The sequence below is a fragment of the Burkholderia sp. b14 genome (assembly GCF_900156195.1).
Classification (GTDB): domain Bacteria; phylum Pseudomonadota; class Gammaproteobacteria; order Burkholderiales; family Burkholderiaceae; genus Mycetohabitans.
In genome coordinates, this window is the sequence record NZ_FTPJ01000003.1 from 2418465 (window position 1) to 2445081 (window position 26617).

Annotated in this window: 21 protein-coding genes; 12 read left to right on the forward strand and 9 right to left on the reverse strand. The window is 63.8% G+C overall.

What is annotated here, in order from left to right; all coding sequences use genetic code 11:
• Positions 1–40: 40 nt before the first annotated feature.
• The 3 genes from B0B13_RS15610 (at position 41) to B0B13_RS15620 (ending at position 3631) form a co-directional block, all read left to right on the forward strand.
• Positions 41–568, forward strand: a complete 528-nt coding sequence (locus tag B0B13_RS15610) for a superoxide dismutase family protein (protein WP_076785330.1) — start codon at positions 41–43, stop codon at positions 566–568.
• 102 nt (positions 569–670) lie between these two features.
• On the forward strand, positions 671–1240 hold the full coding sequence (gene dcd / locus B0B13_RS15615) for a dCTP deaminase (protein ID WP_076785329.1): 570 nt from the start codon (positions 671–673) through the stop codon (positions 1238–1240).
• Between the two features lie 105 nt (positions 1241–1345).
• A complete protein-coding gene (locus B0B13_RS15620; protein ID WP_076797029.1) occupies positions 1346–3631 on the forward strand; it encodes an arginine/lysine/ornithine decarboxylase in 2286 nt (761 codons plus the stop codon).
• Between the two features lie 174 nt (positions 3632–3805).
• Here B0B13_RS15620 and argH read toward each other — a convergent pair whose 3' ends face one another.
• From argH to ppc, 3 genes are all read right to left on the reverse strand, one after another.
• Positions 3806–5215, reverse strand: coding sequence for an argininosuccinate lyase (argH, locus tag B0B13_RS15625; RefSeq protein WP_076797377.1), 1410 nt, complete (start codon positions 5213–5215; stop codon positions 3806–3808).
• Between the two features lie 64 nt (positions 5216–5279).
• Positions 5280–6239, reverse strand: a complete 960-nt coding sequence (locus tag B0B13_RS15630) for a helix-turn-helix transcriptional regulator (RefSeq protein WP_076797378.1) — start codon at positions 6237–6239, stop codon at positions 5280–5282.
• Positions 6240–6340: 101 nt separating this feature from the next.
• On the reverse strand, positions 6341–9220 hold the full coding sequence (gene ppc / locus B0B13_RS15635) for a phosphoenolpyruvate carboxylase (RefSeq protein ID WP_076797030.1): 2880 nt from the start codon (positions 9218–9220) through the stop codon (positions 6341–6343).
• A gap of 238 nt (positions 9221–9458) precedes the next feature.
• Here ppc and hemC point away from each other — a divergent pair, with 238 nt between their 5' ends.
• The 4 genes from hemC to ppa all read left to right on the forward strand — a co-directional run bounded on the left by hemC (position 9459) and on the right by ppa (position 14827).
• Entirely contained in the window at positions 9459–10427 is a 969-nt protein-coding gene (hemC, locus tag B0B13_RS15640) for a hydroxymethylbilane synthase (protein WP_139337138.1), read from the forward strand.
• A 16-nt stretch (positions 10428–10443) separates the two neighbouring features.
• Positions 10444–12801 carry a fused uroporphyrinogen-III synthase HemD/membrane protein HemX gene (hemDX, locus tag B0B13_RS15645; protein WP_139337446.1) on the forward strand — a complete coding sequence of 786 codons (2358 nt, stop codon included), beginning with the start codon at positions 10444–10446 and terminating at the stop codon, positions 12799–12801.
• 3 nt (positions 12802–12804) lie between these two features.
• Complete coding sequence (locus B0B13_RS15650) at positions 12805–13998, forward strand: heme biosynthesis protein HemY (protein WP_076797031.1); 1194 nt, start codon at positions 12805–12807, stop codon at positions 13996–13998.
• Positions 13999–14296: 298 nt separating this feature from the next.
• Positions 14297–14827, forward strand: coding sequence for an inorganic diphosphatase (gene ppa / locus B0B13_RS15655; RefSeq protein ID WP_076797032.1), 531 nt, complete (start codon positions 14297–14299; stop codon positions 14825–14827).
• A gap of 149 nt (positions 14828–14976) precedes the next feature.
• Here ppa and B0B13_RS15660 read toward each other — a convergent pair whose 3' ends face one another.
• The 4 genes from B0B13_RS15660 to B0B13_RS15670 all read right to left on the reverse strand — a co-directional run bounded on the left by B0B13_RS15660 (position 14977) and on the right by B0B13_RS15670 (position 17369).
• Complete coding sequence (locus tag B0B13_RS15660; protein ID WP_235090117.1) at positions 14977–15282, reverse strand: DUF3331 domain-containing protein; 306 nt, start codon at positions 15280–15282, stop codon at positions 14977–14979.
• 393 nt (positions 15283–15675) lie between these two features.
• Positions 15676–15903 (reverse strand): hypothetical protein, encoded by a 228-nt coding sequence (locus B0B13_RS18560; protein WP_170872375.1) that lies wholly within the window; start codon positions 15901–15903, stop codon positions 15676–15678.
• Entirely contained in the window at positions 15806–16240 is a 435-nt protein-coding gene (locus B0B13_RS15665) for a GIY-YIG nuclease family protein (RefSeq protein WP_306666068.1), read from the reverse strand. Before B0B13_RS15665 ends, B0B13_RS18560 begins: the two co-directional genes overlap by 98 nt.
• On the reverse strand, positions 16134–17369 hold the full coding sequence (locus B0B13_RS15670) for a GNAT family N-acetyltransferase (protein ID WP_076785323.1): 1236 nt from the start codon (positions 17367–17369) through the stop codon (positions 16134–16136). Before B0B13_RS15670 ends, B0B13_RS15665 begins: the two co-directional genes overlap by 107 nt.
• 9 nt (positions 17370–17378) lie before the next feature.
• Here B0B13_RS15670 and B0B13_RS15675 point away from each other — a divergent pair, with 9 nt between their 5' ends.
• Together B0B13_RS15675 and glnK are read left to right on the forward strand one after the other, a co-directional pair.
• Positions 17379–19058 (forward strand): NAD+ synthase, encoded by a 1680-nt coding sequence (locus B0B13_RS15675; protein WP_076797033.1) that lies wholly within the window; start codon positions 17379–17381, stop codon positions 19056–19058.
• Between the two features lie 136 nt (positions 19059–19194).
• Positions 19195–19533 (forward strand): P-II family nitrogen regulator, encoded by a 339-nt coding sequence (gene glnK / locus B0B13_RS15680; RefSeq protein ID WP_076785321.1) that lies wholly within the window; start codon positions 19195–19197, stop codon positions 19531–19533.
• A gap of 105 nt (positions 19534–19638) precedes the next feature.
• On the opposite strand, the gene B0B13_RS15685 is transcribed toward glnK, so the two are convergent.
• Both B0B13_RS15685 and trxB read right to left on the reverse strand, forming a co-directional pair.
• Positions 19639–20415 carry a Smr/MutS family protein gene (locus tag B0B13_RS15685; RefSeq protein WP_076797034.1) on the reverse strand — a complete coding sequence of 259 codons (777 nt, stop codon included), beginning with the start codon at positions 20413–20415 and terminating at the stop codon, positions 19639–19641.
• A gap of 47 nt (positions 20416–20462) precedes the next feature.
• Positions 20463–21458 carry a thioredoxin-disulfide reductase gene (trxB, locus tag B0B13_RS15690; RefSeq protein ID WP_076787351.1) on the reverse strand — a complete coding sequence of 332 codons (996 nt, stop codon included), beginning with the start codon at positions 21456–21458 and terminating at the stop codon, positions 20463–20465.
• A 475-nt stretch (positions 21459–21933) separates the two neighbouring features.
• Between trxB and B0B13_RS15695 the strand changes: the two genes are divergently transcribed.
• The 3 genes from B0B13_RS15695 (at position 21934) to B0B13_RS15705 (ending at position 26473) form a co-directional block, all read left to right on the forward strand.
• A complete protein-coding gene (locus tag B0B13_RS15695; RefSeq protein WP_076785319.1) occupies positions 21934–24249 on the forward strand; it encodes a DNA translocase FtsK in 2316 nt (771 codons plus the stop codon).
• A 30-nt stretch (positions 24250–24279) separates the two neighbouring features.
• The gene (gene lolA, locus B0B13_RS15700) at positions 24280–24954 is read left to right on the forward strand and encodes an outer membrane lipoprotein chaperone LolA (RefSeq protein WP_076785318.1); all 675 of its coding nucleotides are present in this window, start codon (positions 24280–24282) and stop codon (positions 24952–24954) included.
• A gap of 202 nt (positions 24955–25156) precedes the next feature.
• Positions 25157–26473, forward strand: coding sequence for a replication-associated recombination protein A (locus B0B13_RS15705; RefSeq protein WP_076785317.1), 1317 nt, complete (start codon positions 25157–25159; stop codon positions 26471–26473).
• Positions 26474–26617 lie beyond the last annotated feature (144 nt).

Sequence of the window (26617 nt, forward strand, 5' to 3'; positions counted from 1 at the left end):
ACGCGGTATCATTGCGGCTTGTTCAGTACCCTGAGGCTTAATGGAACCGCGATTGGGATGGCGTCTTGTCGGCACGATGATTACGCTGCTTGCGACTAGCGTGATGCTGGTCGGTTGTGCGTCGATCTTCGGCAGGCACGACAAGCGTGCCGACGTTCAGATCGTGCCGGCGGCTGGCCATGCCGCACGCGGCACGGTCACGTTGATCGAGCATGCCGATGGTGTGCAGGTGACCTATAACCTCAGTGGGCTGCCGCCGGACAGTGATCATGCGCTGCAGATCCATGAGCGCGGCGACTGCCATTCGCCGGGTGCTGCAGGCGGGGTGTTCAGCCCTGGGGCCGAGCGCCTGAAGCAAGGGATTAGGCTCGAAGGCGACCTGGTGAACCTGCACGCGGACGCGAACGGTGTGGCGGCCGGGTTCATCGTGTCGCCGTACGTATCGCTCGACGGCGTGCGCTCGGTGGTCGGCCGCGCGCTGATCGTGCATCGCGACGCGCAGGACTATTATGCGTTTCCGCCGCGCGACGCTGGTCCCGCGCTGGGCTGCGGCATCATTCGCAGGTAATGGCCACGCTGCGATGAAATGGCCCCACTACGATGAGGCGGCGGCGCCCCGCTCCGTTCGCTCGTTTTCAACCCGCGGCCCTGCCGCCTTTCGATTGCACGTATGACGATCAAATCCGATAAATGGATCCGGCGCATGGTCGAGCAGTACAGCATGATCGAGCCATTCGCGCCGGATCAGGTGCGCGTTGCGCCGGATGGTCATAAGATTGTCAGCTACGGCACGTCGAGCTACGGCTATGACATCCGCTGTGCGGACGAATTCAAGATCTTCACTAACATCAACTCGACGATCGTCGATCCGAAGAACTTCGACGAGAAGTCCTTTGTCGACTTCAAGGGCGACGTGTGCATCATCCCGCCGAACTCGTTTGCGCTGGCACGCACCGTCGAGTACTTTCGCATTCCGCGCAACGTGCTGACCGTGTGCCTGGGCAAGTCCACGTATGCGCGCTGCGGGATCATCGTCAACGTCACGCCGTTCGAGCCCGAATGGGAAGGGCACGTGACACTGGAGTTCTCGAACACGACGCCACTGCCGGCGAAGATCTACGCGAACGAGGGCGTGGCGCAGGTACTGTTCTTCGAGAGCGACGAAGTCTGCGAGACATCCTATGCGGACCGTGGCGGCAAGTACCAGGGCCAGCATGGCGTCACGCTGCCCAAGACCTGAGTTGTCGCGCGCCGCCGCGCCACGCAGCGCGGCTCAATCCGGCATATCACGGCCGCTGCATACCCGAACGGTAGAGTGCAGCGGTTTGTTTTTGGAGAATCACCGATGAAGTTTCGCTACCCTGTCGTCATCATCGACGAGGATTTTCGCTCGGAGAACATCTCCGGCTCGGGTATCCGCGCGCTTGCCGAGGCGATCGAGCGCGAGGGGGTCGAGGTGCTCGGCCTGACGAGCTACGGTGATCTGACCTCGTTCGCGCAGCAGTCCAGCCGCGCGTCTTGCTTCATCCTGTCGATCGACGACGACGAGATCGCGCTGGTCGATGAGGTTGCCGCGACGCACGATCAGGTGCCCGATCTCGCCCACGCGATCCTAGCGCTGCGCTCGTTCGTCGCCGAGGTGCGGCGTCGCAACGCCGATATCCCGATCTTCCTGTACGGCGAGACGCGCACGTCGCGTCATATTCCGAACGACATCCTGCGCGAATTGCACGGCTTCATTCATATGTTCGAGGATACGCCTGAGTTCGTTGCGCGGCATATCATCCGCGAGGCGAAGGTGTACCTGGATTCGCTGGCGCCCCCGTTCTTCAAGGAACTGGTCAAATACGCGGACGAAGGTTCGTATTCGTGGCATTGCCCGGGTCACTCCGGAGGTGTCGCGTTTTTGAAGAGTCCGCTTGGCCAGATGTTTCACCAGTTCTTCGGCGAGAACATGCTGCGCGCGGACGTGTGCAACGCGGTGGACGAACTTGGGCAACTGCTGGACCATACCGGGCCGGTGGCCGCGTCCGAGCGCAATGCGGCGCGCATTTTCAGCGCCGATCACCTGTTCTTTGTGACTAACGGCACGTCCACGTCGAACAAGATCGTCTGGCACGCCACCGTCGCGCCGGGCGACATCGTCGTGGTGGACCGCAACTGCCACAAGTCGATCCTGCACGCAATCACGATGACCGGCGCAATCCCGGTCTTCCTGACGCCCACCCGCAACCATTTCGGCATCATTGGGCCGATCCCGCGCGATGAGTTCCAACCGGAGAACATTCGCCGCAAGATCGACGCGAATCCGTTCGCGCGCGAGGCGCTCGCGAAAAACCCGAAGCTCAAGCCGCGGATTCTGACGATCACGCAAAGTACCTACGATGGTGTCGTCTACAACGTCGAGATGATCAAAGACCTGCTTGGCGACACGATCGACACGCTGCATTTTGACGAGGCCTGGCTGCCGCACGCCGAGTTCCACCCGTTCTACCAGGACATGCATGCAATTGGGCAGAACGCCCGCCGGACCGACGCGCTGGTGTTCGCGACCCATTCGACGCACAAGCTGCTGGCCGGCATCTCGCAGGCATCGCAGATCCTGGTACAGGATTCGCAGCTACCGCGCTTTGACCGGCATCGCTTCAACGAGGCGTACCTGATGCATACGTCGACCAGCCCGCAATACGCGATCATTGCGTCGTGCGATGTGGCTGCGGCGATGATGGAGCCGCCCGGCGGCACCGCGCTCGTCGAGGAGTCGATTGCCGAGGCGCTTGATTTCCGTCGTGCGATGCGCAAGGTCGATGCCGAATATGGCAACGATTGGTTCTTCAAGGTGTGGGGACCCGATCAGCTGGTGACCGAGGGTATTGGTTCGCGCGAGGACTGGATGCTGCGGCCGAACGACCGCTGGCATGGTTTCGGCAACCTGGCCGAAGGCTTCAACATGCTGGACCCGATCAAGGCGACGATCATCACGCCCGGGCTGGACGTGGACGGCGAGTTTGGCGAGGCGGGCATTCCGGCGGCGATTGTCACCCGTTACCTGGCCGAGCACGGCATTATTGTCGAGAAGACCGGACTGTACTCGTTCTTCATCATGTTCACGATCGGCATCACCAAGGGCCGCTGGAACTCGATGGTCACCGAGTTGCAGCAGTTCAAGGACGACTACGATCGAAACCAGCCGCTATGGCGCGTGCTGCCGGAATTCGTCGCGCAGTATCCCATGTACGAGCGCGTCGGGCTGCGCGACCTGTGCGAGCAGATTCACAGCGTGTACCGTGACAATGATATCGCGCGGCTGACGACTGAGATGTACCTGTCCAACATGGAACCGGCAATGCGTCCGACCGACGCGTTTTCGAAGATTGCGCACCGCGAGATCGACCGCGTGCCGATCGACGACCTCGAGGGCCGCGTCACCAGCATTCTGCTCACGCCGTATCCCCCGGGTATTCCGCTGCTGATCCCGGGCGAGCGGTTCAACGAGACCATCGTGTGCTATCTGAGGTTCGCGCGTGACTTCAATGCACGGTTCCCCGGCTTTCATACCGATATTCACGGGCTGGTCACCGACGTGGTCGGCGGCAACGTCGAATACTTTGTGGATTGCGTGCGGCCGTGAGCGGCGCGCCGGCCATCGGCCGGCACCGATGGCACGGTAGGTGCCCGGTGGCACCGATGGCATGGCAGAGCAGATGTCCGGCGGCGCGATAGGCGGGCAAGGTAGGTGATTGACGGTGCGACAGGCGGGCAGTGTTCGATGGTGCGATAGTCGGCCAATAGCCGCGCGCCGCCGCTACCGAGACAGCGCGGCGCGTGCTGTCGCGATCGCGGCGCGCACTTGCTGCGGCGCCGTGCCGCCCACGTGATCGCGGCTGGCGACCGAGCCTTCCAGTGTCAGACAGTCGAATACGTCGTCGCCCAGCAGCGACGAGACTTTCGGCAGCTCGGCGCGCAATTGGTCAAGCGTCAAGTCCGCCAGGTCACAGCGTCGGTCCACGCAGACTCGTACCGCATGCGCCACTGCTTCGTGCGCGTCGCGAAACGGCAAGCCACGCTTGACGAGGTAATCGGCCAGGTCGGTCGCAGTCGAAAAGCCCTGCAGCGCCGCGGCGCGCATCGTATCCGGCTTGACTGTGATGCCGGCGACCATTTCGGTGAAGATGCGCAGCGTGTCGGCCACCGTGTCAACGGTATCGAACAGCGGCTCCTTGTCTTCCTGATTGTCCTTGTTGTACGCGAGCGGCTGTCCCTTCATGAGCGTGAGTAGCGCGATCAGGTGCCCGTTCACGCGGCCGGTCTTGCCGCGCGCAAGCTCAGGCACGTCGGGGTTTTTTTTCTGCGGCATGATCGACGAGCCGGTGCAAAAACGGTCGGCCAGGTCGATGAAGCCGACCTGTGGGCTCATCCACAGCACCAGCTCCTCGGACAGCCGCGACACGTGCGTCATGACCAGCGCCGCGGCCGCCGTGAATTCGATCGCGAAGTCCCGGTCCGACACCGCATCGAGTGAATTCGCGCAGACGCCGTCGAAACCGAGCGTCCTGGCGACTTGCTCACGGTCAATCGGATAGCTGGTCCCCGCAAGCGCCGCAGCCCCCAACGGTAGCCGGTTGACCCGTTTGCGGCAGTCGAGCATCCGCTCGGTGTCGCGCGCAAACATCTCCACATACGCGAGCAGATGGTGGCCGAAGGTCACCGGTTGCGCGACTTGCAGGTGCGTGAAGCCCGGCAGGATCGTGTCGGCATACCGTTCCGCGAGGTCGAGCAGCGCGCTTCGCAAACCCTTAAGCAGCGCGCTGATCCGGTCGATTTCGCCGCGCAGCCAGAGCCGGATGTCGGTGGCGACCTGGTCGTTGCGCGAGCGCCCGGTGTGCAGCCGCTTGCCCGCGTCGCCGATCAGCGCGGTCAGCCGGGCCTCAATATTCAGGTGGACGTCTTCGAGGTCCAATTGCCATTCGAATTCGCCGCGCTCGATCTCGCCGCGGATCTGCTCCATGCCTTTGCGGATTGCCGCGACGTCGTCGTCGCTGATAATCCGTTGCGCGCCGAGCATTGCCGCGTGCGCGAGCGAGCCTTCGATGTCGACGAGCGCGAGCCGCTTATCGAAGAACACGGACGACGTATAGCGCTTGACAAGCTCGGACATCGGCTCGGAAAAACGCGCCGACCAAGCTTCGCCCTTTTTGTGTAATTGGGAAGTCATGACAGGATGCCGCAATAGTGGAGGGTGCCGCTTGCCGCACGGCCGTGCGGCAAAGACAAACATTCTAGCATCGCGGCAGTGTGGCACCGGCGTCGTGCGCAGCGGCCGCGGCAGTGGCTTCGCAGCGCGGCTTGTGTTGCGCGATCAGCACCACGAGTTTCATGTCGTCGCGCTGGGCCGGCACGAAGGTGATCTGATCGTAGGCGATGCGCCCGCGCGCCGGATGGTTGAACTCGCGCCGGCCGCCCTCGCGCTCAAACACGTCCTGCGATGCCCAGAAGCGCGCGAACGGATCGCATTGCGCAATCAGCGCGTCGAGTAGCGCGCGCGTGGGTGCGTCGTTCAGGTGTCGGATCGAGTCGGCGCGGAATTCGGCGACGAGCCGGCGTGCGCGCCTCTCCCAGTCGACGATCAGTGTGCGCGCAGCCGGCGATGTGAAGGTATAACGCAGCAGGTTGGTGCCGTTGCCTTGCGCGTCTTGGGGAACCAGTACGCCGGCGGTCGCGGCCGGCTTGGCCGCGTCGAGCCAGCCGATGAACAATTCCGCCGCTGCCGCGTTCCAGGCGAGCGCGTTCCACTGCGGATCCAGCACGTAGGCGGGGGCGGCGATCAGCCCGACGCTCGCCAGCAGCGCCGCGGGCACGTCGGCCGTGCTCGCGTCCGGCTCGGCGGGATCGCGCTGCGCGGCAAGCTCGAACAGATAGGCCCGTTCCGCGCGCGAGAGCCGCAACGCGACGGCAATCCGCGCCAGCGCGTCGGCGGACGCCGACACGGGACGGCCCTGCTCGATCCACGTGTACCACGTGGCGCTGACGTCGCACAATTGCGCCACTTCCTCGCGTCGCAAGCCCGGCGTGCGGCGCCGCGTCCCGCGCGGCAGCCCGACGTCGGCCGGCGTGAGCCGTTCACGATGTGAGCGGATGAAATCGCCGAGCGAGCGCGCGGCTGACGCGTCGGCGCGCGGAGCGGATTCGCGAGTGCCGCGACGCGCGGCATCTAATGCAGCAGGCAAAGCGGTCGTCATGATCCGAAAGGTCATCGGTACTAGGATAGCAAGCGATCTTGTACTAGTATAACGCAGATGCGTATTGTACAGACTCACGCCGTAGCGCCGGCCTGCCGGCGTCAGCCCGTGTTGCGCAACCCTGCGGCGATTCCGTTGATCGTCAAGTGAATGCCGCGGCGCAACCGTGCGTTCGTGGTGCCCGCGCGGTGCCGGCGTAGCAGTTCGACCTGCAAGTGGTTCAGCGGATCGAGGTACGGGAAGCGGTTCTTGATCGAGCGGGCGAGCAGCGGATTGTCCGCCAGCCGCGATGAATGGCCGGTGATCTGTGCGAGTGCGTCCGCGGTGCGATGCCATTCGGCAACGATCTGACCGAATACCTGTTTGCGAAGCTTCTTGTCCGACACCAGTTGTGCATAGCGTGACGCGACTGCCAGATCCGACTTGGCGAGCACCATGTCCATGTTGGAGAGCAGGTTTGAGAAGAACGGCCACGTCTTGACCATTTTGCGCAGCAGCGCCACGCGCTTTTCCCGGTCCACTGCATCCGGCGCGGCATCCAGGTACGTGCTGATTGCGCTGCCAAAGCCGTACCAGCCGGTGAGCAGCAGACGGCATTGACCCCACGAGAAGCCCCATGGAATCGCGCGCAGGTCCTCGATGCGGCGATGCTTGGGATCGTGCAGCTTGCGCGACGCGGGGCGGCTGCCGATATTGAGTTCCGCGATCTCGGCAATTGGCGTGGATTCGAAGAAATAGTCGGTGAAACCCGGGGTTTCGTACACGAGCGCGCGGTAGGCCGACATCGCCGCGTCCGATAGCGTCTGCATCAGCGCCTCGAACTGCGGCAGCGCACGGGGCGACTGGGCATGTGGCTGCAACGTCGCCTCCAGCGTCGCGGCAATCACGGTTTCGAGATTGCGGCGGCCAATTTCCGGATTGCCGAACTTGCTGGCGATCACCTCGCCCTGCTCGGTCAACCGGATCTGCCCATCCACCGTGCCCGGTGGCTGCGACAGGATCGCCTGATAGGTCGGGCCGCCACCGCGCCCGACCGTGCCGCCTCGGCCGTGAAACAGTCGTAGCCTCACGCCGTGCTCACGGAACAGCGCGACCAGCGCCAGTTCGGCCCGATACAGTTCCCAGTTCGACGTGAGGAAGCCACCGTCCTTGTTGCTGTCCGAGTAGCCGAGCATCACTTCCTGTTCGCCGCCCTGGTGGCGTACGATCGACTCTATGCCTGGCAGCGCCAGCAGCGCTTCCATGATGCGCGGCGCGTGACGCAGGTCGGCGATGGTTTCGAACAGGGGAATCACCATCAAACTGACGCGCGGCGCATTCTGCCCAGCATGGGTTGCGTGCTGGCCGTTGCCCCCCTGTGGGGCCGCGGCGGGCAGGCTGCCGTGCATCAGGCCGGTTTCCTTTTGCAGCAGCATCACTTCAACCAGGTCCGATACGGTCTCGGTATGGGAGATGATGTAGTTGCGCACGGCCCGCTCGCCAAAGCGCTGCCGTATCGCACGCGTGGCTTCCAGCACGGCAAGCTCGCTGTGCACCAGTGGCGAGTACGCTACGTACGGCAGGCGCAAAGCGCGCGGCTGCGCCAGTTCAGCCAGCAGCAGCGCCAGCTTGTCGTCTTCGGACAACGCGGCATAGTCGTCGACCACGCCGGCACGGGCAAACAGCTCGGTCAGCACGGCTTCGTGGACATCCGAACTTTGCCGCAGGTCGATGCTCGCAAGATGAAAGCCGAAGACTTCGACCGCGCGCGCGAGCGGTGCTAGCCGGGGGGCGGCGAGCGACGCGCCATGGCGCGCCTGCAGTGAGTCGATCAACACCTGCAGATCGGCGCGAAATGCATCGGGCGACGCGTAGGGCACCGCGTCGCGGTGTTCGCCGCGGATCGAGACGGCTGCGTCGCCGAGTAGCGCGCGTGCGGTGGCGGCCAGCCGCGCATAGATGCCGATCAGCGCGCGCCGATACGGCTCGTCCACGCGGTGCGGCGAAGTATCGGGTGAGGTATCCGCCAGTTGCTTCAGCGCGTCGCTGGAGCCCGCCAGCAACTCGGAGACGGACAGCTCCGCGCCGAGCCGGTGCACCTGCTCCAAATAGTGTTGGAAGATCACCGCCGCCTGGCGCGTGATCGCCCGCTCGAGCGTGGCCGCCGTTACGTTCGGATTGCCGTCGCGGTCGCCGCCGATCCAACTGCCCATCTGAAAGAACGGAGGCAGTCGGATGGGCAGGCCGTGCTCGGCCAGTGCCTGTTCGATGTCTGCATACAATGCCGGGATCTCGTCCAGGAAGGTCGCTCGATAATATGACAGCGCGTTTTCGATCTCGTCGGCGACCGTAAGCCGCGAGCCACGCAGCATGCGGGTCTGCCACAGCGACGTGACACGGGCGCGCAGCAGCGCTTCGTTGGCCGCGCGCTCACGCGCGGTGAGCGGCTGGTCACGCTCGGCCAGCAAGCGTGCGATGTCGTGCTGCGCGTCTAGGATGCTTTTGCGCTGCACCTCGGTGGGATGCGCGGTGAGCACCAGCATGATCAGCCCGGTGTCGAAGAATGTCTTCAGCGCGGACAGCGATTCACCGCCGCTTGTGGCCAGCCGCGCAAGGGCGTATGCGACGGTGCCTGCCTGTGGGGCGGAGCCGGCCAGCGCATGGATGCGCCGGCGGCGGTTATGGTGGCGATCTTCGGCGATGTTTGCTAGATGGGAGAAGTAGCTGAATGCGCGCACCACGCTGACCGTTTGCTCCGGTGTGAGACCCTTGAGCATCTTGTCTAGCTTCTTGGCTGCGTCGATGTCGTCCTCGCGGCGGAATTTCACCGCTAATTGTCGGATCGTCTCGACTACGTTGAATACGGCGTCTCCCTCTTGCTCGCGGACCACGTCGCCAAGCAACCGGCCAAGGAAGCGGATGTCCTCGAACAGCGGCCCGTCCTTGTCCTCGCGGGTGCGACTGCGCGTGGGCGATGCCGCGGCGTGCGCCGGCGGCGTCACCGCAGTCGGGGTCGGCCGTGCGGGGGTGGCGTGGGGGGTGGCGTGGGGGTGGCAGAGGCGGTCTGGGCGTTGCGGCGCGCGGCAGTGGCCGATCCAGAAGTAGTCACAAGCAATTCCCCAAACTGGCGATTGAAGGGTTCCGGCATCCGCGCGTAGTATCGGGATGCCGAAGGGTGCGTGCTACCATTTGATTCGTTATCACATCCCGATTGGGTACGAGGTCGACTTGAGTCTCGAGATGCAATGCGCGATACCGCCCGCGACGCTGGTGATCGCCTCGCGTGAGAGCCGGCTTGCGCTGTGGCAAGCCGAGCATGTGGGCCGTGCGCTGCACAAATTATATCCGTCTTGCGACGTGAAGATCCTCGGTATGACCACCCGTGGCGATCAAATTTTGGATCGCGCGCTGTCTAAGGTGGGCGGCAAGGGATTGTTCGTCAAGGAATTGGAGAATGCACTGGCGGATGGCCGCGCGGACCTGGCGGTTCACTCGCTCAAGGACGTACCGATGACGCTGCCCGATGGCTTTGCGCTGCCGGTTGTCCTCACACGGGAAGACCCGCGTGATGCGTTCGTGTCGTCGCAATTTACCTCGTTGGCGCAATTGCCGGCAGGCGCTGTGGTAGGGACATCGAGCCTGCGCCGCGAGGCGATGTTGCGCAGCCGCTATCCGCATCTGGTGATCAAGCCGCTGCGCGGCAATCTGGACACCCGGCTGGCCAAGCTCGACCGCGGCGACTACGCGGCGATCATCCTCGCGGCCGCCGGGCTCAAGCGGCTTGGCCTCGCAGCGCGGATCCGCACGCTGCTGGACCCCGCTGATAGCCTGCCGGCGCCCGGGCAGGGGGCGCTCGGCATCGAAATCCGTGCCTCACGCGCCGATCTGCACCAGTGGCTCGCGCCATTGCGCGACATGCGCACGGCGCTGGCCGTGGAGGCCGAGCGGGCCGTATCGCGCGCGCTCGGCGGCAGCTGCGAGGTGCCGCTCGCCGCGTATGCGCAGTGGCAGGGCGACGTGCTGCAACTGCGGGCGTCGGTCGCCACGCCCGACGGCAGCCGTGTGCTGGCCGCGCATGGCAGCGCGGCGCCGACGGATACGGCCGGTGCGCTGGCACTCGGCCTGCACGTGGTACAGCAGTTGCAAGCGCAGGGCGCGATGCAGATCGTGCAGCAACTGCTTGACGCGTCGCGCGGCGGAACCGCGTGATGGGAGGAGGCCAATCGTGACGCAGGCGTCGTTTCCTTCTACGTCGCAGTCGGCGGCCGCGGGCGAGGCCGGCGCTCCTGTCGAGGCACGTCCGACCGTGGTGATCACGCGCCCAGCGGGACAGAGCGCTGAGCTGCTGACCGCGCTTGCCGCGGCTGGATTCGAAGGCTTCGAGTTTCCGCTGATCGATATTGCCGACGCGACGGACAATGCGCCGCTGGTCGACGGGTTGCTCGACCTCGAGCGTTATGCGCTGGCGGTATTTGTGTCGCCGAATGCGGTGGATCGCGCATTCGCGGCGCTCGCTGCGGCTCGGCCGAAGGCATCGCCAGAAAGCGCATCCCCGGTGGACGTACCGCCCGCGGATGCATTGTCGACTGATACGTCGTCAACGGATGTGTCGTCAATGGATACGTCGTCGGCGCATCCGTCGGCCGCCGCCGTGCCGCCGCCCGCTTTCTCGTGGCCGACCACGGTACCGGTCGCTGGCGTGGGTCCGGGCACGGTGCGGGCGTTGGCGCGCCATGGCGTGCAGCCACACACGCATCGGATCATCGCGCCCGGCGATGCGGTGCGCGTCGCGCTGCAGGCGCCGGTGCACGATGGCGGCAAGGACGGCGGCGCGGGCGCTTCCCATACTGGCGAGCCGCCGCGGCTCGGCGATACCCCGGCGGTGCAGGTCTCGTCCGACTCGTATGCGAGCGGGGATGCGCCGCGCTACGATTCCGAGGCGTTGATCGGCGCGCTCGCCACGGCCTTTGCGCCGCACGGGCTCGCTGCGCTGCAAGGGCGGCATGTGTTGCTGGTGCGCGGCGACGGCGGCCGTGAGTTGCTCGCTGATACGCTGCGTGCGCATGGCGCGATCGTCCAGACGCTCGGTGCGTACCAGCGACGGCTGCCCGAGCCGAGCTTTGACGCGTGGCAGCGCGTGCACGCGCTGCTCGCTGACCAGCCGCACGCCTGGGTATTGACCAGTTCGGAAGGCGTGCGCAACTTGGAAGAGTTAGCGCGCGAGCATCTGAATCGCGACGAGATTGTCGCGCTCAAGCGCGCACCGATTGTCACACCGCATCCGCGCATCGGCGAAACGGCGCGCAAATCGGGTTTTGATACGATTACCGTGTCCGGCGCGGGCGATCAGGCGATCGTCAGCGCACTGCGAGCGGTGTTTTCACCGATCACTCAAGCAGCGTCCTTCTCGAAGACTCAATCGCAATCGGCTCAATCACGCATGACAGATTCTAAAGATTCCCAGCCAGCGCCGGGTGTGGCCCCACACGCGGCGCAACCGGCGCGTCCTGCCGCGGCCAACGTCCCACCGGCTGCATCTTCCCCTCCGTACGAATCGAAGCGTCGCCGCCGCTCAGCCAGCACGGTGCTCGCCTGGATCGTCGCGGTGGGGGTGCTGGCAGGCGCGGGCGCGGGCGGCTACGTGCTCGAACGCAAGATCGAGCGGCTGCAGCAACAACTTGCCGTGCGCCAGCAGGCGAGCGACGTGCAAAGTCGCGACACCCTGCTCAAGGCCAACGAGGCCGCGAGCGCGGTACGCCAACTCGATTCGCAGCTGGCCCAACTCGCCGGCCAGGTCGGTGACGTGCAGACGCAGCATCAGACCCTGCAGGCGTCGTTGCAGGATTTGGCAAAGGACCGCGACGATTGGACCCTGGCCGAAGTCGAGCAGACAATCTCGTCTGCCAGCCAGCAACTGCAATTAACTGGCAATGTCGGCTTGGCGTTGTTCGCGTTGCAAAGCGCGGACACGCGGCTCGCGGCATTGACAGGTGCGCAAGTCATCGCGGTGCGCAAGGCGATCGCGCAGGACATCGATAAGCTGAAGGCTGCGCCCAGCGCCGACCTGGCGGGACTCGCCATCAAGCTTGACGACGTGATCGCGCAGGTTGATACCCTGCCGTTGGCCGGCGAGGCGCCGGCTGCGCCGCTCAAGCCGCGTGCTGGCACGCCGGCGGACGTGGCGAAGGAGGCCGCCGCCCATGGCGAGCCGCGCTGGAAGGCATGGTGGCATACATTCTCGGCCGGGGTGATGGCACAACTGACCGGTCTCGTGCAGGTGCGCCGCATCGACAACGCGGACGCGATGCTGGTCGCACCAGACCAGGGCTATCTGTTGCGTGAGAATGTAAAGCTGCGGCTGCTGTCTGCGCGCATCGCGCTGCTCTCGCGCGACGAGAAGCTGACAAATGCGGACTTGCAGGCCGCGCAGCAGGCGCTCGCGCGGTACTTTGATCCGTCGGCCCAGGCCACGCGCAACGCGCGTGAGTCGCTCGATCAGGTACGAAAAGGTGCGGCGCACATCGCGCTGCCGAACCTGGATGCGAGCCTGAATGCAATCCATCAGAACAAGAGCCGAGGCTGAACGATGGCAATTCGAGCAATCTTGTGGCTGATGGTGCTGTTTGCGACCGCCGTGCTGCTGGCGATCGTCGGCACGCACGGCGCGGGGCAGGTGCTGATCGTCTGGGCGCCCTATCGGATCGATATCTCACTGAACCTGTTCGTGGCGGCGCTGGTCGTGTCGTTCGTCGTGTTCTATATCGTCGTGCGCTCGATCCGCGCGGTGCTGAGAATGCCCGAACGGGTCGCGGCGTACCGGGCACGCGTGCGGCTTGCCAATGCGCACCAGGCGCTGCGTGAGGCGATCGGCAGCTTGTACGCGGGTCGTTTTTCTCGTGCGGAGAAAGCCGCACGCGAGGCCAGTGCATTTGACGCAAACAAGGCGCCGGCTGGCCTGATCGGTGCAGCCGCCGCACATCGCATGCGCGAATTTGCACGTCGCGATGAATGGCTGGCGCAGGTGAGTGGCAACGATTGGCAAGAGGCGAGGTTGATGGCCAGCGCCGAATTGCGCGCGGATGCGCGTGATGCCGACGGGGCGTTGGCGGCATTGACCGAGATGCGTGCACAAGGTGGACGGCGCATCCATGCGTTGCAAATCGCGTTGCGTGCGCAGCAGCAGTTAAAGAACTGGGCGGAAGTGCTCAAACTGGTGAAAACCCTGGAAAAGCGCGAGGCGATCCACCCGGCGGTGTCGGTGCACCTGAAGCAACTCGCCGCTGAGCATCTGCTGCGCGATCAGCGTCACAACCCCGATGCGCTGCTGCAACTATGGCAATCGCTGAGTGCCGCCGAGCGCCAGTCGCCCCGCATCGCGGATTTGGCCGCAGAATTGCTGATCGAGCTGAACCGCCCGGCCGATGCGCGCAGGATCGTCGAGGAGGCGCTCGCGCATCACTGGGATCCTAGGCTGCTGCGCCGCTACGCCGACTGCGCGGACGACGATCCGTTGCCGTTGATCCAGCGTGCAGAAGCCTGGCAGAAGGAGCGCCAAGAGGATCCCGACCTGTCCTTTACGCTGGGACGTTTGTGCCTGCAGCAAAAGCTGTGGGGCAAGGCACAAGCATTCCTCGAGCAGGCGCTCAAGCTCGCCGCGGACAACGAACCGCTGAAAATCCGAGCGCACCGGACGCTCGCACGCCTGCATGAGCAGTTGGGCAACGCGCAGCAGGCCGCTGAGCACTACCGCGCCAGTGCCATGGCGATGAATGTCGTCTAGCTGGCGCCGCGACGACGGTCGTATTCGGCCGTTGGCGGATCGTATGCACGGGTTGCCAGTGACGTCCGTATTCGCCTGTTGACGGCAGCCGCATTCAGTTGCTGGCACACCCGCCATGTTGACTCGCTAGCGATGGCAGTATGCTTGGTTGGCGATGGCAGTATGCGTGGCGCCGGCGACGGCTGTCCTGTGCCGCCGCGCCCGCTAGCGTGAGCTCCTTACGCGATCGCAGCAGGTCGGTTGATATAATCGGGTTTTCGCTTCCACCGTTTGTTCTATCGTTACCAGGAAATTCGACATGAGCTTCGATCACGTCCCGCCAGGCAAGGACCTGCCGCACGATTTCAACGTCATCATTGAAATTCCGGCGCAAAGCGACCCGGTCAAGTACGAGGCGGACAAGGAGCTGGGCCTGCTCGTCGTAGATCGTTTCATCGGCACCGGCATGCGCTATCCGGCCAACTACGGGTTCGTCCCGCAAACGCTTGCCGGCGATGGCGATCCGGTCGATGTGTTGGTGATCACGCCATTCCCACTGCTGGCGGGTTCAGTCGTGCGCTGCCGCGCGTTGGGCATGCTGAACATGACGGACGAATCCGGCCAGGATGCGAAGCTGATTGCGGTGCCGGCTGACAAGATCTGCCCGATGACTGCGCACCTGAAATCGGCCGACGACGTGCCGGCTTATCTGAAAGACCAGATCAAGCATTTCTTTGAGCAGTACAAGGCGCTCGAGAAGGGCAAGTGGGTCAAGGTCGAAGGCTGGGAAGGTATCGAGGCTGCGCACAAGGAGATTACCGACGGCGTCGCGAACTTCAATAAGCCATAAACGACGCGCCGTACCGGCGTGCGCTGGCCGGCTCGCCTGGCGACGACAACCCGCCGCGGTCGGACCGACTCGGCGGATTTTGGGCGGGCGTAGCGCGTTCGCGTAGGGCTGCTGCGACCGCGCCGTCCGGCGGGACCGATCTGATCTGCCTAGGCAGCCTCGGCTTCGACCGTTTCCGGCATCGCGCTAGCCAGGATCATTGCGTCGACGTTGCGGGGGCTCGGCTCGCGTTGCGCCGGTCGGTACACGAGATCACCGCGCCGTACCGGCTGGCCGCTCAGCGCGCATTGGCCGTCCTTTTCCGCTCCCGCCAGCCGCCAACCCTGATAACCATAATGACAGGTTGCCGCATCGGACCAGTACACAATCGCGGTCACGCTGCTAGGCCGGTCAAGAATGCGAATGGTCGGTTTGCCCGCGGCCATGTCGGCGTGTTGCCGGTCTAGTGATACCACAGTGGTCTCTTTACTGCGCTGAGTCAAACGAGCACGGCGAGCCGTCTTTGACGGAAAAGGGGCAGCAACATGGCAATCTGCGGCAGTTTTGCGCACCCGTGTGCCGAGACAGCGGACGGTTTGCCGCCAAGGATCCGCGCGTTTTGCAAAGGCAGTCATGGCAATTGTTCCGTGCATTCTCCAGCACAGACGTTACGCCACAGACCGATGCGGATAAAGATCAATATTGTGAATTCACTGTCTTATTTGCGCAAACAATCGCCGTCGGATGTAGCGCAGGGCGCTTAATTTGTCCGGCCAACGCACCGGGCCCCATTCAACTCGAAACGGCGAACCCGGCGCGGATGTCTGCGTTAAAAATAGGTTGATCAGTGAGGAGGATCGACGGCACGCTCAGCGTTGCCGATACGCTCCTGGCATCTGCAAAGACGGATTGTCCTTATCCGCTGGCTCGAGGAGGGCTGCGCCTTGGGCCACCAGTTTCGCCGCATCCAGGCTCGCCTTGGAGAGATGCTCGGTGATCTTATTGTCGATTTTGCGCTGTATGGTGCGTCCTCTTTCTTTGAGGGCAGGCGCGTGAGTCAGATGACGTGTCGGGCAGCGCGCGCAGCCCTTGCGCAAGCGCGCGTTTCTCGTGTGCAGGTAATCGCTTCACCCGGTATTCGGTCCGACACGCCGTTGAGCGGTCGGCCATTATGAACGTGGCTAGTAGTCGCACTGGTTTGTGCGCACGCGTGTAACGTGCGCCAGTGCCGTCGACATGCTTGGCGTAGCGGGCCTGTACATTAACGGCAATGCCGGTGTAAATGCTGCCGTTCGCGCATTCAATCAAGTATAGGTGCCAGGCCATGTCAGCATGCCGCTTGAGCACTGCACCGAAAAGGATCGTGTTCGCGCAACTCGTCCATATAACGGTGGATGCCGCCGGCCTCGCTGTCGAGAAAGCGTGCGACCGCATCCGCGAAAGCCGGGTGGGCGAGCCAATGCGTCGAGTGGGTTAGAGTGGGCAGGAAGCCGCGAGCCATTTTGTGCTCCCCTTGCGCGCCGCCCTCGAATGCGGCGACGCCCGCCTCGATGCAAAACTCTAGCGGCTGATAGTACGCGGTCTCGAAGTGCAGACACGGGACATGTTCAAGCGCCCCCCAGTAACGTCCATACAACACACCTTTGCCTTGTCCCCGCAATGGTAATGCGTTGCGTTCGTAGACAAGCAGCGAACTGGCAATCGGCGCACCGGCGCGCTCGGCGATCACGAGCAACAGGTTTTCCGGCATGGTTGCGCCGATCATTCGGAAAAAATCCAGGTTCAGGTAGGGGCTCGAATGATGTTCGCGATAAGTCTGACGGTAGCAGCGCGAGAAAAACGCCCATTCCTTTGCGGTGATGGCTTCGCCTGGCACTCGGCGTAGCGTGACACCGGCGTTACGCACTTTGCGTCGTTCGGCGCGGATGTTCTTGCGTTTCTTGTGTTCGAGCGTGGATAAAAAGTCCTCGAAATGACGATACCCGCGGTTCAGCCAATGGAACTGCATGCCTTCGCGCAGCAGCATCCCCGCTTCTACGAGTAGTTCGGCGTCTCCGGGCTCCGGATAAAGTACGTGCAACGATGACACGTTGGCGTGTTTAGCCACAGAGACAAGCGTGGCGGCCAAGCGGCGGCGTGATTCGTCACCCTCCGCCATTAGCCGCGTGCCCTGCACCGGCGTAAAGGGTACTGCGCATAGCAGCTTCGGGTAGTAGCGTAATCCATGACGCTGGTATGCATCGGCCCACGCCCAGTCGAACACGTACTCGCCGTAGCTGTGTTGCTTCATATAGAGCGGTGCCGCCGCCGCGAGCACTTCGCGCGCGCGTCCGTTTGCGTCGTGGGCATCCCGCCACAGTGTGATGAACTGCGCGGACCAGCCGGTTTCCACAATCGCGCACCGCGTGGCCTGCAACGCGTTGAGGAATTCGTGCCGCAAGAACGGCGTGGGCCGCGCTTGCTGCGCGAGTAGCGTGTTCCATTGCGAAGCGTCGACCTCGGCCGGGGAGTTCAAAATCCGCGTGCGATAATCATTCATGCGCTGTGAAGCCAACTCGTTCATCGTTCTTCCATGAAAATCGCTCTTGCCCAGATCAATGTGACCGTCGGCGACTTTGCCGGCAATATTGCGAAAATCGTCGCCGCCGCACAAACCGCCCACGATGCCGGCGCGTCGCTGATGATCACACCAGAACTGGCGTTGTCCGGCTATCCACCCGAAGACCTGCTGCTGCGGCCGGCGTTTTACACGGCAAGCCATGCGGCGCTCAGCGAGTTGGCCGCTCAGCTCGCGCGCTTTGCCGGACTACGCGTGTTGGTCGGCCATCCGTTTCGCAGCGCGCTGACAGGCGATGTTAATCCAAACAGGCCGATCGAGCGCGGCGTATCGCCGGTGGACACGTTCAACGCGGCGTCGCTGTTGGTCGATGGCCAGATTGCGGGGACATACCTCAAGCAAGAACTACCCAATACCGAGGTGTTCGACGAAAAGCGGTATTTCGCATCGAATCCGCAACCGTTCGTGTTCGAGCTGGGGGGCGTGAAATTCGGCGTCGTCATCTGCGAGGACGTGTGGCATCCATCGGCCGCGTTGTTGGCGAAGGCGGCGGGCGCCCAGGTGCTGCTCGTACCGAATGGCTCGCCGTATCACATGAACAAAGAGGATGTGCGCGTCGATATCCTGCGCGAGCGCATTCGCGAGACCGGCATGTCGGCCGTCTACTTGAACCTGGTCGGTGCACAGGACGAGCTTGTGTTCGACGGGGGCTCGTTCGTGCTCGACGCGCAGGGCGAGCTAGTGGCACGCCTGCCGCAATTTGTCGAGCAGACGGCAATTGTCGAGTTCGACGGCGCACAGGCGCAGCGTGGCGAGATCGCGCCGCGCGAATGCGTCGAGGCGCAGGTCTATGCCGCGCTGATGCTCGGCGTGCGCGATTACGTGAACAAGAATGGATTTCCGGGCGCGATCATTGGGTTGTCCGGCGGCGTGGATTCCGCGCTGGTACTGGCTGTTGCGTGCGACGCATTGGGTGCCGAGCGCGTGCGTGCGGTCATGATGCCGTCCCGCTATACCGCGCAGATGTCCACGTCCGATGCAGCGGAGATGGCGCGGCGTGTCGGCGTGCGCTACGATGAAATTGCGATTGGTCCGATGTTCGACGCGTTCCGCGCATCGCTGGCCGCGGAGTTTGCCGGCTTGTCCGAAGATGCCACCGAAGAAAACATTCAGGCCCGCATTCGCGGTACGCTGCTCATGGCGCTGTCGAACAAATTCGGCTCGATCGTCCTGACCACCGGCAACAAGAGTGAGATGGCCGTGGGCTATTGCACATTGTACGGGGACATGGCGGGGGGCTTTGCGGTCATCAAGGATATCGCGAAGACATGGGTGTATCGGCTGTGCCGCTATCGGAACGCGGCGCCCACGTTTGCCATGCGCGACATCATCCCGGAACGGATCCTAACCCGGGCGCCGTCGGCCGAGCTGCGCGAGAACCAGACCGACCGGGACAGCTTGCCGCCGTACGAAGTGCTGGATGCGATCATGCGGATGTACATGGAGGAAGACCGGTCGTTGGCTGAGATCGTCGCGGCCGGCTATGCTCGCGACGATGTCCAGCGAGTTGCGCGGCTGATTAAGATCAACGAATACAAGCGGCGTCAGGCGCCGATCGGGATCCGTGTTACGCACCGCGCATTCGGCCGGGATTGGCGCTATCCGATCACATCACATTTTAGCGAGGCCTCTTGAGCATGCGCGGCAACGGCGCTGCACCGCAACGGTGTGCGGCGCGGTGCCCTGGCCGGTGGGGTCGCGCACGCGCTCGCGCTCCGCGCGCTGGTTAGAATAGCTTCATTCCATTTCAATCGAACAGGCGAGGCACACCATGAAGCGTATCACTGCAATCATCAAGCCCTTCAAGCTCGACGAGGTGCGCGAGGCGCTCGCGGAGGTGGGCCTGACCGGATTGACCGTGACCGAGGTCAAGGGCTTTGGCCGGCAAAAGGGGCATACCGAACTCTATCGCGGTGCAGAGTACGTGGTCGACTTCCTGCCGAAGATCAAGATCGACGTCGTGGTCGCTAACGATCAGGTCGACCAGACGCTCGACGCGATCATCGGCGCCGCGCGTACCGGCAAGATCGGCGATGGAAAAATCTTCGTTGCTGACATCGAACGGGTGATTCGGATACGCACCGGAGAAGAGAACGAGGCAGCCGTCTGATTCACATCGCTCGCGCTGCATGCGACGCTGGCAATCGCGATGAGCCGCATCGGCAGCAAGGCCAACACCGGCGAAGGCGGCGATGTGCATGCGACGCAGCCTGCCTCAGTCACGCGGCTCCGGCTGCAGCAGCACAAGTACGGCACCGGCTCCGCCGTCGTGCGCCCGGGTCTGGCAGAAGGCAATCACTTCGGCCTTTTGTGCTAGCCAACTGCGTACTTTGCCCTTGAGCACCGGTTCCTTGCCGATCGAGCCCAAGCCCTTGCCGTGGATCACGCGCACGCAGCGCAGCCCCCGCTTGAGCGACGCGCGTAGGAAATCCGCCAGGGCTTCGCGTGCCTCATCGCGGCGCAGTCCGTGCAGGTCGATTTGCGCCTGCACGACCCACGCGCCGCTGCGCAGCTTGCGCACGACGTCGGCTGCCACACCCGGCCGGCAATAAGACAGCGATTCATCGACGTCGAGCAGCGTTTCCGGATCGAATTCGTCGGACAGTGCCTCATCGAGCACGGCCTGCTCGTCGCGCTGCGTTTGCAGCGGCACGGGGGGTGGCTGCACGCGGGGCAGCGGCGCGCGGCCGGAGGGCTTGAGCGGCGTGATGTCGCCAATCTCGCGGCGAAATTCGGTGGCGGCCGCTTGCGCGGCGCGCTGCTCGCGCTCGGCGTGGCGATGCGCCTGCTCGCGGGCTGTGGCGTCGCTTTTGAGCCTGTCGCGCAGCGCGCCGAGCGACGCCAGACTGGATAGGCGCATGCCGGCGACAGGGCTGGCAGGGATCGGCGCGGATATCGCCGCGTCAGGCGCGGCTCCTACGATGGTGGACGGGGCAGCAGGTGTTGGCCGCGCCCGCACGCGGTCATTCGGATGGGCTTTGTCCTTCGGCATGGTCGCCCTCGACTCGATGCTATCGCTGCGATGGTATCGCGCGACGCTCAGCGGTCCACTTCGTGGCTCATCACGTGTGGCGCGGCCGTCTCATGGATGCTTTCCAGATAACGCTGTGCGTCCAGCGCGGCCATGCATCCGGTGCCCGCGCTGGTGATCGCCTGCCGATAGATGTGGTCCTGCACGTCGCCCGCGGCGAACACGCCGGCGATCGACGTGGCGGTCGCATTGCCGTTCAGGCCGGCGTTCGTGACGATGTAGCCGTTGCGCATTTCCAATTGGCCTTCAAAGATGTCGGTATTCGGCTTGTGGCCGATCGCCACGAACAGGCCGTGCACCGACAGGTCGGTGGTCTCGCCAGTCTTCGTATGCTTAATGCGCAGGCCGGTCACGCCCGAATCGTCGCCGAGGACTTCATCGAGCACGTGGTTCCACTTGATCTGGACAATGCCTTCCTGCTCCTTCGCGAGCAGTCGATCGATTAGGATCGGCTCGGCGCGGAACTTGTCGCGACGGTGGATTACCGTGACTTTCTTCGCGATGCCTGACAGGTACAGCGCTTCCTCGACGGCGGTGTTGCCGCCGCCGATCACCGCGACGTCCTGATTTCGGTAGAAGAAACCATCGCAGGTCGCGCATGCGGACACGCCCTTGCCCATGAACTGTTGCTCCGACGGCAGGCCCAGGTATTGGGCCGACGCGCCAGTTGCGATGATTAGTGCATCGCACGTGTACTCGCCGGAGTCGCCGATCAGCCGCAGCGGCCGCTCGTTGAGCTTCGCGGTATGGATGTGATCGAACACGATTTCGGTGTTGAAGCGCTGCGCGTGGTCGAGCAGCCGCTGCATCAATTCTGGACCCTGTACGCCGTTCGGGTCGCCGGGCCAGTTCTCGACGTCGGTGGTCGTCATCAGCTGCCCGCCTTGTGCGAGGCCGGTGATCAGCATCGGCGACAGATTGGCGCGCGCCGCGTAGACGGCGGCGCTGTAGCCGGCCGGGCCGGAGCCGAGAATCAGGACTTTCGCGTGCTTGCGTTCGGACATGGCGGTCGATCCTTGTAGGACGGCGGTGCGCACAGCCGCACCGCGCGGCAATGCGTAGGTGATGTCAAGTTCACCATTATAAAGGGGCTGGCCGGCATTGGCCTGATTGCGCTTTTGCATCGGTGTGGTAGGCCGACGCCCATCGGCGTGATGCCCCGCGACCCATCGACGTGATAGCGCCGCCGCCCATTCGGCTCGATGCCCCGCGACCATCGACGTGATAGCGCCGCCGCCCATTCGGCTCGATGCCCCGCCATCCATCGGCGTGATGCTTCACCACCCAACGGCGTGCTACGCTGCCGCCGAACATCGGTGCGATGCCCCGACGTTCGGCGGCGTTTGGGCACCTCACTCGGCACGCTGGTGCGCGCTTGCAACACCGGTCTTACAACTTGTTGCGTGGCGCGCCGGTCCGACCGTTTACAATGAAGGCGCTCGAACTCCGGCGGTCGCATGCCGCTCTCTTGTCGATTCAATGGCGAAATCCACGTATTCTCCCGGGGCACAAGCTTTACCGCATCGTCTGTCGCGTTTGCTAAGCGAGATCCGCTGGCTGCTGCAGGTCGCGCTCGGCCTGTTCCTGCTAATGGCGCTGGTCAGCTACAGCCGGCGTGACCCGAGCTGGACGCATGCTGTGCAGGTCGACCAGATCGCGAACTGGGGTGGCCGTGTCGGTGCGTGGACATCCGACATCCTGTTGCTACTGTTCGGTTTGTCCGCCTATTGGTGGATCGTGCTGCTGGGGCGGCGTATCGCCGACAATTACCGGCGCATCACGCGTCACGACGCACTGGACGAGCCGACTGCGCCGCGCGAAGGCGGCTGGTTGGCCGAGATGCTGTCGTTCGCGCTCGTGCTCGTGGCCAGCGACGGCCTGGAGGCATTGCGGATGTGGTCGCTCAAGGCTCAGTTGCCCCGGGCGCCCGGCGGCATCGTCGGCGACGCGGTGGCCCACGGCGTGCAGCACGCGCTCGGATTCACCGGCGGCACGCTGGCGTTGCTGCTCGCGCTGGCGATCGGCCTGTCGTTGTTTTTCCGCTTTTCGTGGCTGTCGGTGGCCGAGCGCGTCGGCGATGCGATCATCAACGCGGTGATGATCGCGCAGTTGCGGCGCGACGAGAAGCGCGACCGCAAGGCTGGCCAGCAAGCAGCGGTCAAGCGCGAGGGCAAGGTCGAGCGCAGTCGGGTGCGGCTCGAGGAGCACGAGCCGGTGACGATCGTGCCGGCCGTGGTGACGCCGACCAAGTCCGAGCGCATCGAAAAGGAAAAGCAGGTGCCGCTGTTCCAGGACCTGCCGGGCGACAGCACGTTGCCGCCGCTTACACTGCTCGACGCGCCGCCGGCCACGCGGGAAACCGTATCGGCCGACACGCTCGAGTTTACGTCACGACTGATCGAAAAGAAGCTGAAGGACTTCGGCGTCGAGGTCAGCGTGGTGGCCGCCTATCCCGGCCCGGTGGTCACCCGCTACGAAATCGAGCCGGCGACCGGGGTCAAAGGCAGCCAAGTGGTTAACCTCGCGAAGGACCTCGCGCGCTCGCTGTCGCTCGTGTCGATCCGCGTGGTCGAGACAATTCCCGGCAAGAACTACATGGGCCTGGAATTGCCCAATCAGCGCCGCCAGACCGTGCGGCTGACGGAAATTCTGGGCTCCGAGGTCTATGCGAATGCACCGTCACTGCTTACGATGGGACTGGGCAAGGACATCGGTGGCAATCCGATATGTGCGGACCTGGCCAAGATGCCGCACCTGCTGGTGGCCGGCACGACTGGCTCGGGTAAATCGGTCGGCATCAACGCGATGATCCTGTCGCTGCTGTACAAAGCCAGCGCGGAGCAGGTCCGCCTCATCATGATCGACCCGAAGATGCTTGAGTTGTCGGTCTATGAGGGTATCCCGCACCTGCTGTGTCCGGTCGTCACCGACATGCGGCAGGCTGGTCACGCGCTGAACTGGGCAGTCGGTGAAATGGAACGGCGCTACAAGTTGATGAGCAAGCTTGGTGTGCGCAATCTGGCCGGCTACAACAGTAAGATCGACGACGCAGCCAAGCGCGACGAGAAGATTCCGAATCCGTTCAGCCTGACGCCCGATGCACCGGAGCCGCTCGAGAAGCTGCCGTTCATCGTGGTGATCATCGACGAGTTGGCCGACTTGATGATGGTCGTCGGCAAGAAGGTGGAGGAGCTGATCGCGCGTATCGCACAGAAGGCGCGGGCGGCCGGTATCCATCTCGTGCTCGCGACGCAGCGGCCATCGGTCGATGTGATCACTGGGTTGATCAAGGCGAATGTGCCCACGCGCATTGCGTTTCAAGTATCGTCCAAGATCGATTCCCGCACGATCCTCGACCAGATGGGCGCCGAGTCGCTGCTCGGCCAAGGCGACATGTTGTACCTGCCGCCGGGCACCGGCCTGCCGGTCCGCGTCCATGGCGCGTTCGTGTCCGACGATGAGGTTCATCGTGTCGTCGAGAAGCTCAAGGAGCAAGGTGAGCCGAACTACATCGACGGCATTCTGGAAGGGGGCCTGGCTGGCGAAGGCGACGAAGCAGGCGGCGCGGGAACCGGCAATGCGGATGGCGAGTCCGATCCGTTGTACGACCAGGCTGTCGAAGTCGTGCTTAAGCAGCGCCGCGCGTCGATCTCGCTGGTGCAGCGTCACTTGCGTATCGGTTACAACCGCGCTGCACGGCTGCTTGAACAGATGGAGCAGTCGGGGCTGGTCTCGGCGATGGCATCCAACGGCAATCGCGAAATACGGGTGCCGGCGCGCGGCGGCGATGACTGAGCGCATGAAATCAACACAGGAAACGCTTTGATGATGGGATCGCTTTTTCGCGCTACGCGGGTCGTGGCGACAGGCGCATTGATTGCCTTGGCCGCCGTACCGTCCGCGCAGGCGAGCGGCACGGCGCAATTGAAGGCGTTCGTGGCACAGGTGCGTTCTGCCGATGGCGAGTTCGTCCAGCACCAGGTCAAGGCGGCCGGCGGTAGTGCGTCACAGGCACAGGGCCAGGCGGCACGCACGTCGATGGCCACGTCGAGCGGCACATTCCGGTTTGCGCGGCCGGGCAGGTTCGTGTGGGCGTACCAGAAACCGTATGAACAGTTGCTGCAGTCTGACGGCGACAAGCTGTACGTCTGGGACAAGGATCTAAATCAGGTGACCGTGCGGGCGCTCAGTGGCGCGCTGGGCGCCAGCCCGGCCGCCATCCTGTTTGGCAGCAACGACCTGGAAAAGAACTTTACGCTGCGCGATGCGGGCGTCAAACAAGGCATCGACTGGCTCGAGTTGATCCCGAAATCGAAGGATACGCAGTTCGAGCGTGTCGGCATCGGTTTTCGCGACGGCAACCTCGAGGCGATGGAACTGCATGACGTATTCGGCAATGTGACGCTGCTCACGTTCTCGAGCATCCACAAGAATCCGGCGCTGCCCGCCGATACATTCAAGTTTGCGGTGCCAAAGGGTGCCGATGTGATCAATGGCTGACCGGCGCCTGGCAGATCCGCGGTGTCGCGCGACACGCTGACATCGTGTCATTGATCAACGGGTCGAATGTCGTGTGCCGATGCGCATGAGCGCGGCGATTGCTGCGTCCGCCATGAGGCAGCTTGTGGCGGGCGTGTTCGCACGGGCGCATCGGCGGCTGTCATAATGCATGCACGATGTTGTGAAGTGATACGCTAAGTCCATGTTCGAAGATACCCGCACCGCCATTCCGCTGGCGGAACGGCTGCGCCCGAAGACAATCGACGAAGTGATTGGCCAGCGCCACTTGCTTGGCGAAAACAAGCCGTTGCGAGTGGCGTTTGAGTCCGGCGAGCCGCATTCGATGATTCTGTGGGGGCCGCCTGGCGTGGGTAAGACGACGTTGGCGCGCTTGATGGCCGCCGCATTTCACGCCGAATTCATTGCGCTGTCCGCCGTGCTCTCCGGCGTCAAGGATATCCGCGAGGCGGTCGATCTGGCACAGGCCCATCGCGCGCGCGGGCGGCAGACATTGGTGTTTGTCGACGAAGTCCATCGCTTCAACAAGAGCCAGCAGGATGCCTTCCTGCCGCATGTAGAGTCCGGCTTGTTCGTATTCGTCGGCGCCACGACCGAAAATCCATCGTTTGAGGTCAACAGCGCCTTGTTGTCCCGTGCGGCGGTCTATGTCCTCAAGAGCCTGGACGATGATGAGCAGCGTGCATTGCTCGAGCGCGCGTTCGCCGAATTGGGCGGCGGGTTGACCATCACGGACAGCGCACGCGACGCGCTGATTGGCTCTGCCGATGGCGACGGACGCAAGTTGCTCAATAACGTCGAAATCGTTGCACGCGCCGCGCACCGTGCGAAGACCACATCGATCGACGATACACTGCTTGGCTCGGCGTTGGCCGACAATCTGCGCCGCTTTGACAAAGGCGGCGATGCGTTCTACGACCAAATCAGTGCATTGCACAAATCGGTGCGGGGCAGCCACCCCGACGGTGCATTGTATTGGCTGTGCCGGATGCTCGACGCAGGTGCCGATCCGCGTTACCTTGCGCGTCGCATCGTGCGCATGGCCTGGGAAGATATCGGGCTGGCCGATCCCCGCGCCGCGCGCATTGCGCTGGATGCGTCGGAAACGTACGAGCGGCTGGGTACCCCCGAAGGGGAGCTTGCCCTCGCGCAGGCGGTGCTGTATTTGGCCGTCGCGCCGAAGTCGAATGCCGGCTACAACGCATATAACGCGGCTCGGCGGTTCGTCTCGCAGGACAGGTCGCGGGCGGTGCCGGTGCATCTGCGCAACGCGCCGACCAAGCTGATGAAGGAGCTCGGTTATGGCCATGCATACCGCTACGCGCATGACGAGCCCGACGCTTATGCGGCGGGTGAGACATACTTGCCGGACGGCATGCGCGAGCCCGGCTGGTATACGCCTGTGCCGCGCGGACTGGAGCAGAAGATCGGCGAAAAGCTAGAGCGCCTGCGTGGGCTGGACCAGGCGTGGCGCCGCGAGCATAAGCACGGGGAAGGTTGAGCGTGTGCCTGGCTGCAGGCGCTACACGCTGCGGCACTACGGCACTACGGCATTACGACACCAAGGCACCAAGGCACCAAGGCATGGGGACACACTGCCACTTGGTCTCTAGGCTGCCGCGATCCGCGCTGTCGGTAAGGTAAA

What these genes read in the sequence shown, in the direction of transcription:
- B0B13_RS15610 (WP_076785330.1), top strand. Translation starts at nt 41, where the DNA reads ATGGAACCGCGATTGGGATGGCGTCTTGTCGGCACGATGATTACGCTG.
- dcd (WP_076785329.1), top strand. Translation starts at nt 671, where the DNA reads ATGACGATCAAATCCGATAAATGGATCCGGCGCATGGTCGAGCAGTAC.
- B0B13_RS15620 (WP_076797029.1), top strand. Translation starts at nt 1,346, where the DNA reads ATGAAGTTTCGCTACCCTGTCGTCATCATCGACGAGGATTTTCGCTCG.
- argH (WP_076797377.1), bottom strand. Translation starts at nt 5,215, where the DNA reads ATGACTTCCCAATTACACAAAAAGGGCGAAGCTTGGTCGGCGCGTTTT.
- B0B13_RS15630 (WP_076797378.1), bottom strand. Translation starts at nt 6,239, where the DNA reads ATGACGACCGCTTTGCCTGCTGCATTAGATGCCGCGCGTCGCGGCACT.
- hemC (WP_139337138.1), top strand. Translation starts at nt 9,459, where the DNA reads ATGCAATGCGCGATACCGCCCGCGACGCTGGTGATCGCCTCGCGTGAG.
- B0B13_RS15650 (WP_076797031.1), top strand. Translation starts at nt 12,805, where the DNA reads ATGGCAATTCGAGCAATCTTGTGGCTGATGGTGCTGTTTGCGACCGCC.
- ppa (WP_076797032.1), top strand. Translation starts at nt 14,297, where the DNA reads ATGAGCTTCGATCACGTCCCGCCAGGCAAGGACCTGCCGCACGATTTC.
- B0B13_RS15665 (WP_306666068.1), bottom strand. Translation starts at nt 16,240, where the DNA reads ATGCGGTCGCACGCTTTCTCGACAGCGAGGCCGGCGGCATCCACCGTT.
- B0B13_RS15670 (WP_076785323.1), bottom strand. Translation starts at nt 17,369, where the DNA reads ATGAACGAGTTGGCTTCACAGCGCATGAATGATTATCGCACGCGGATT.
- B0B13_RS15675 (WP_076797033.1), top strand. Translation starts at nt 17,379, where the DNA reads ATGAAAATCGCTCTTGCCCAGATCAATGTGACCGTCGGCGACTTTGCC.
- glnK (WP_076785321.1), top strand. Translation starts at nt 19,195, where the DNA reads ATGAAGCGTATCACTGCAATCATCAAGCCCTTCAAGCTCGACGAGGTG.
- B0B13_RS15685 (WP_076797034.1), bottom strand. Translation starts at nt 20,415, where the DNA reads ATGCCGAAGGACAAAGCCCATCCGAATGACCGCGTGCGGGCGCGGCCA.
- trxB (WP_076787351.1), bottom strand. Translation starts at nt 21,458, where the DNA reads ATGTCCGAACGCAAGCACGCGAAAGTCCTGATTCTCGGCTCCGGCCCG.
- B0B13_RS15695 (WP_076785319.1), top strand. Translation starts at nt 21,934, where the DNA reads ATGGCGAAATCCACGTATTCTCCCGGGGCACAAGCTTTACCGCATCGT.
- lolA (WP_076785318.1), top strand. Translation starts at nt 24,280, where the DNA reads ATGATGGGATCGCTTTTTCGCGCTACGCGGGTCGTGGCGACAGGCGCA.
- B0B13_RS15705 (WP_076785317.1), top strand. Translation starts at nt 25,157, where the DNA reads ATGTTCGAAGATACCCGCACCGCCATTCCGCTGGCGGAACGGCTGCGC.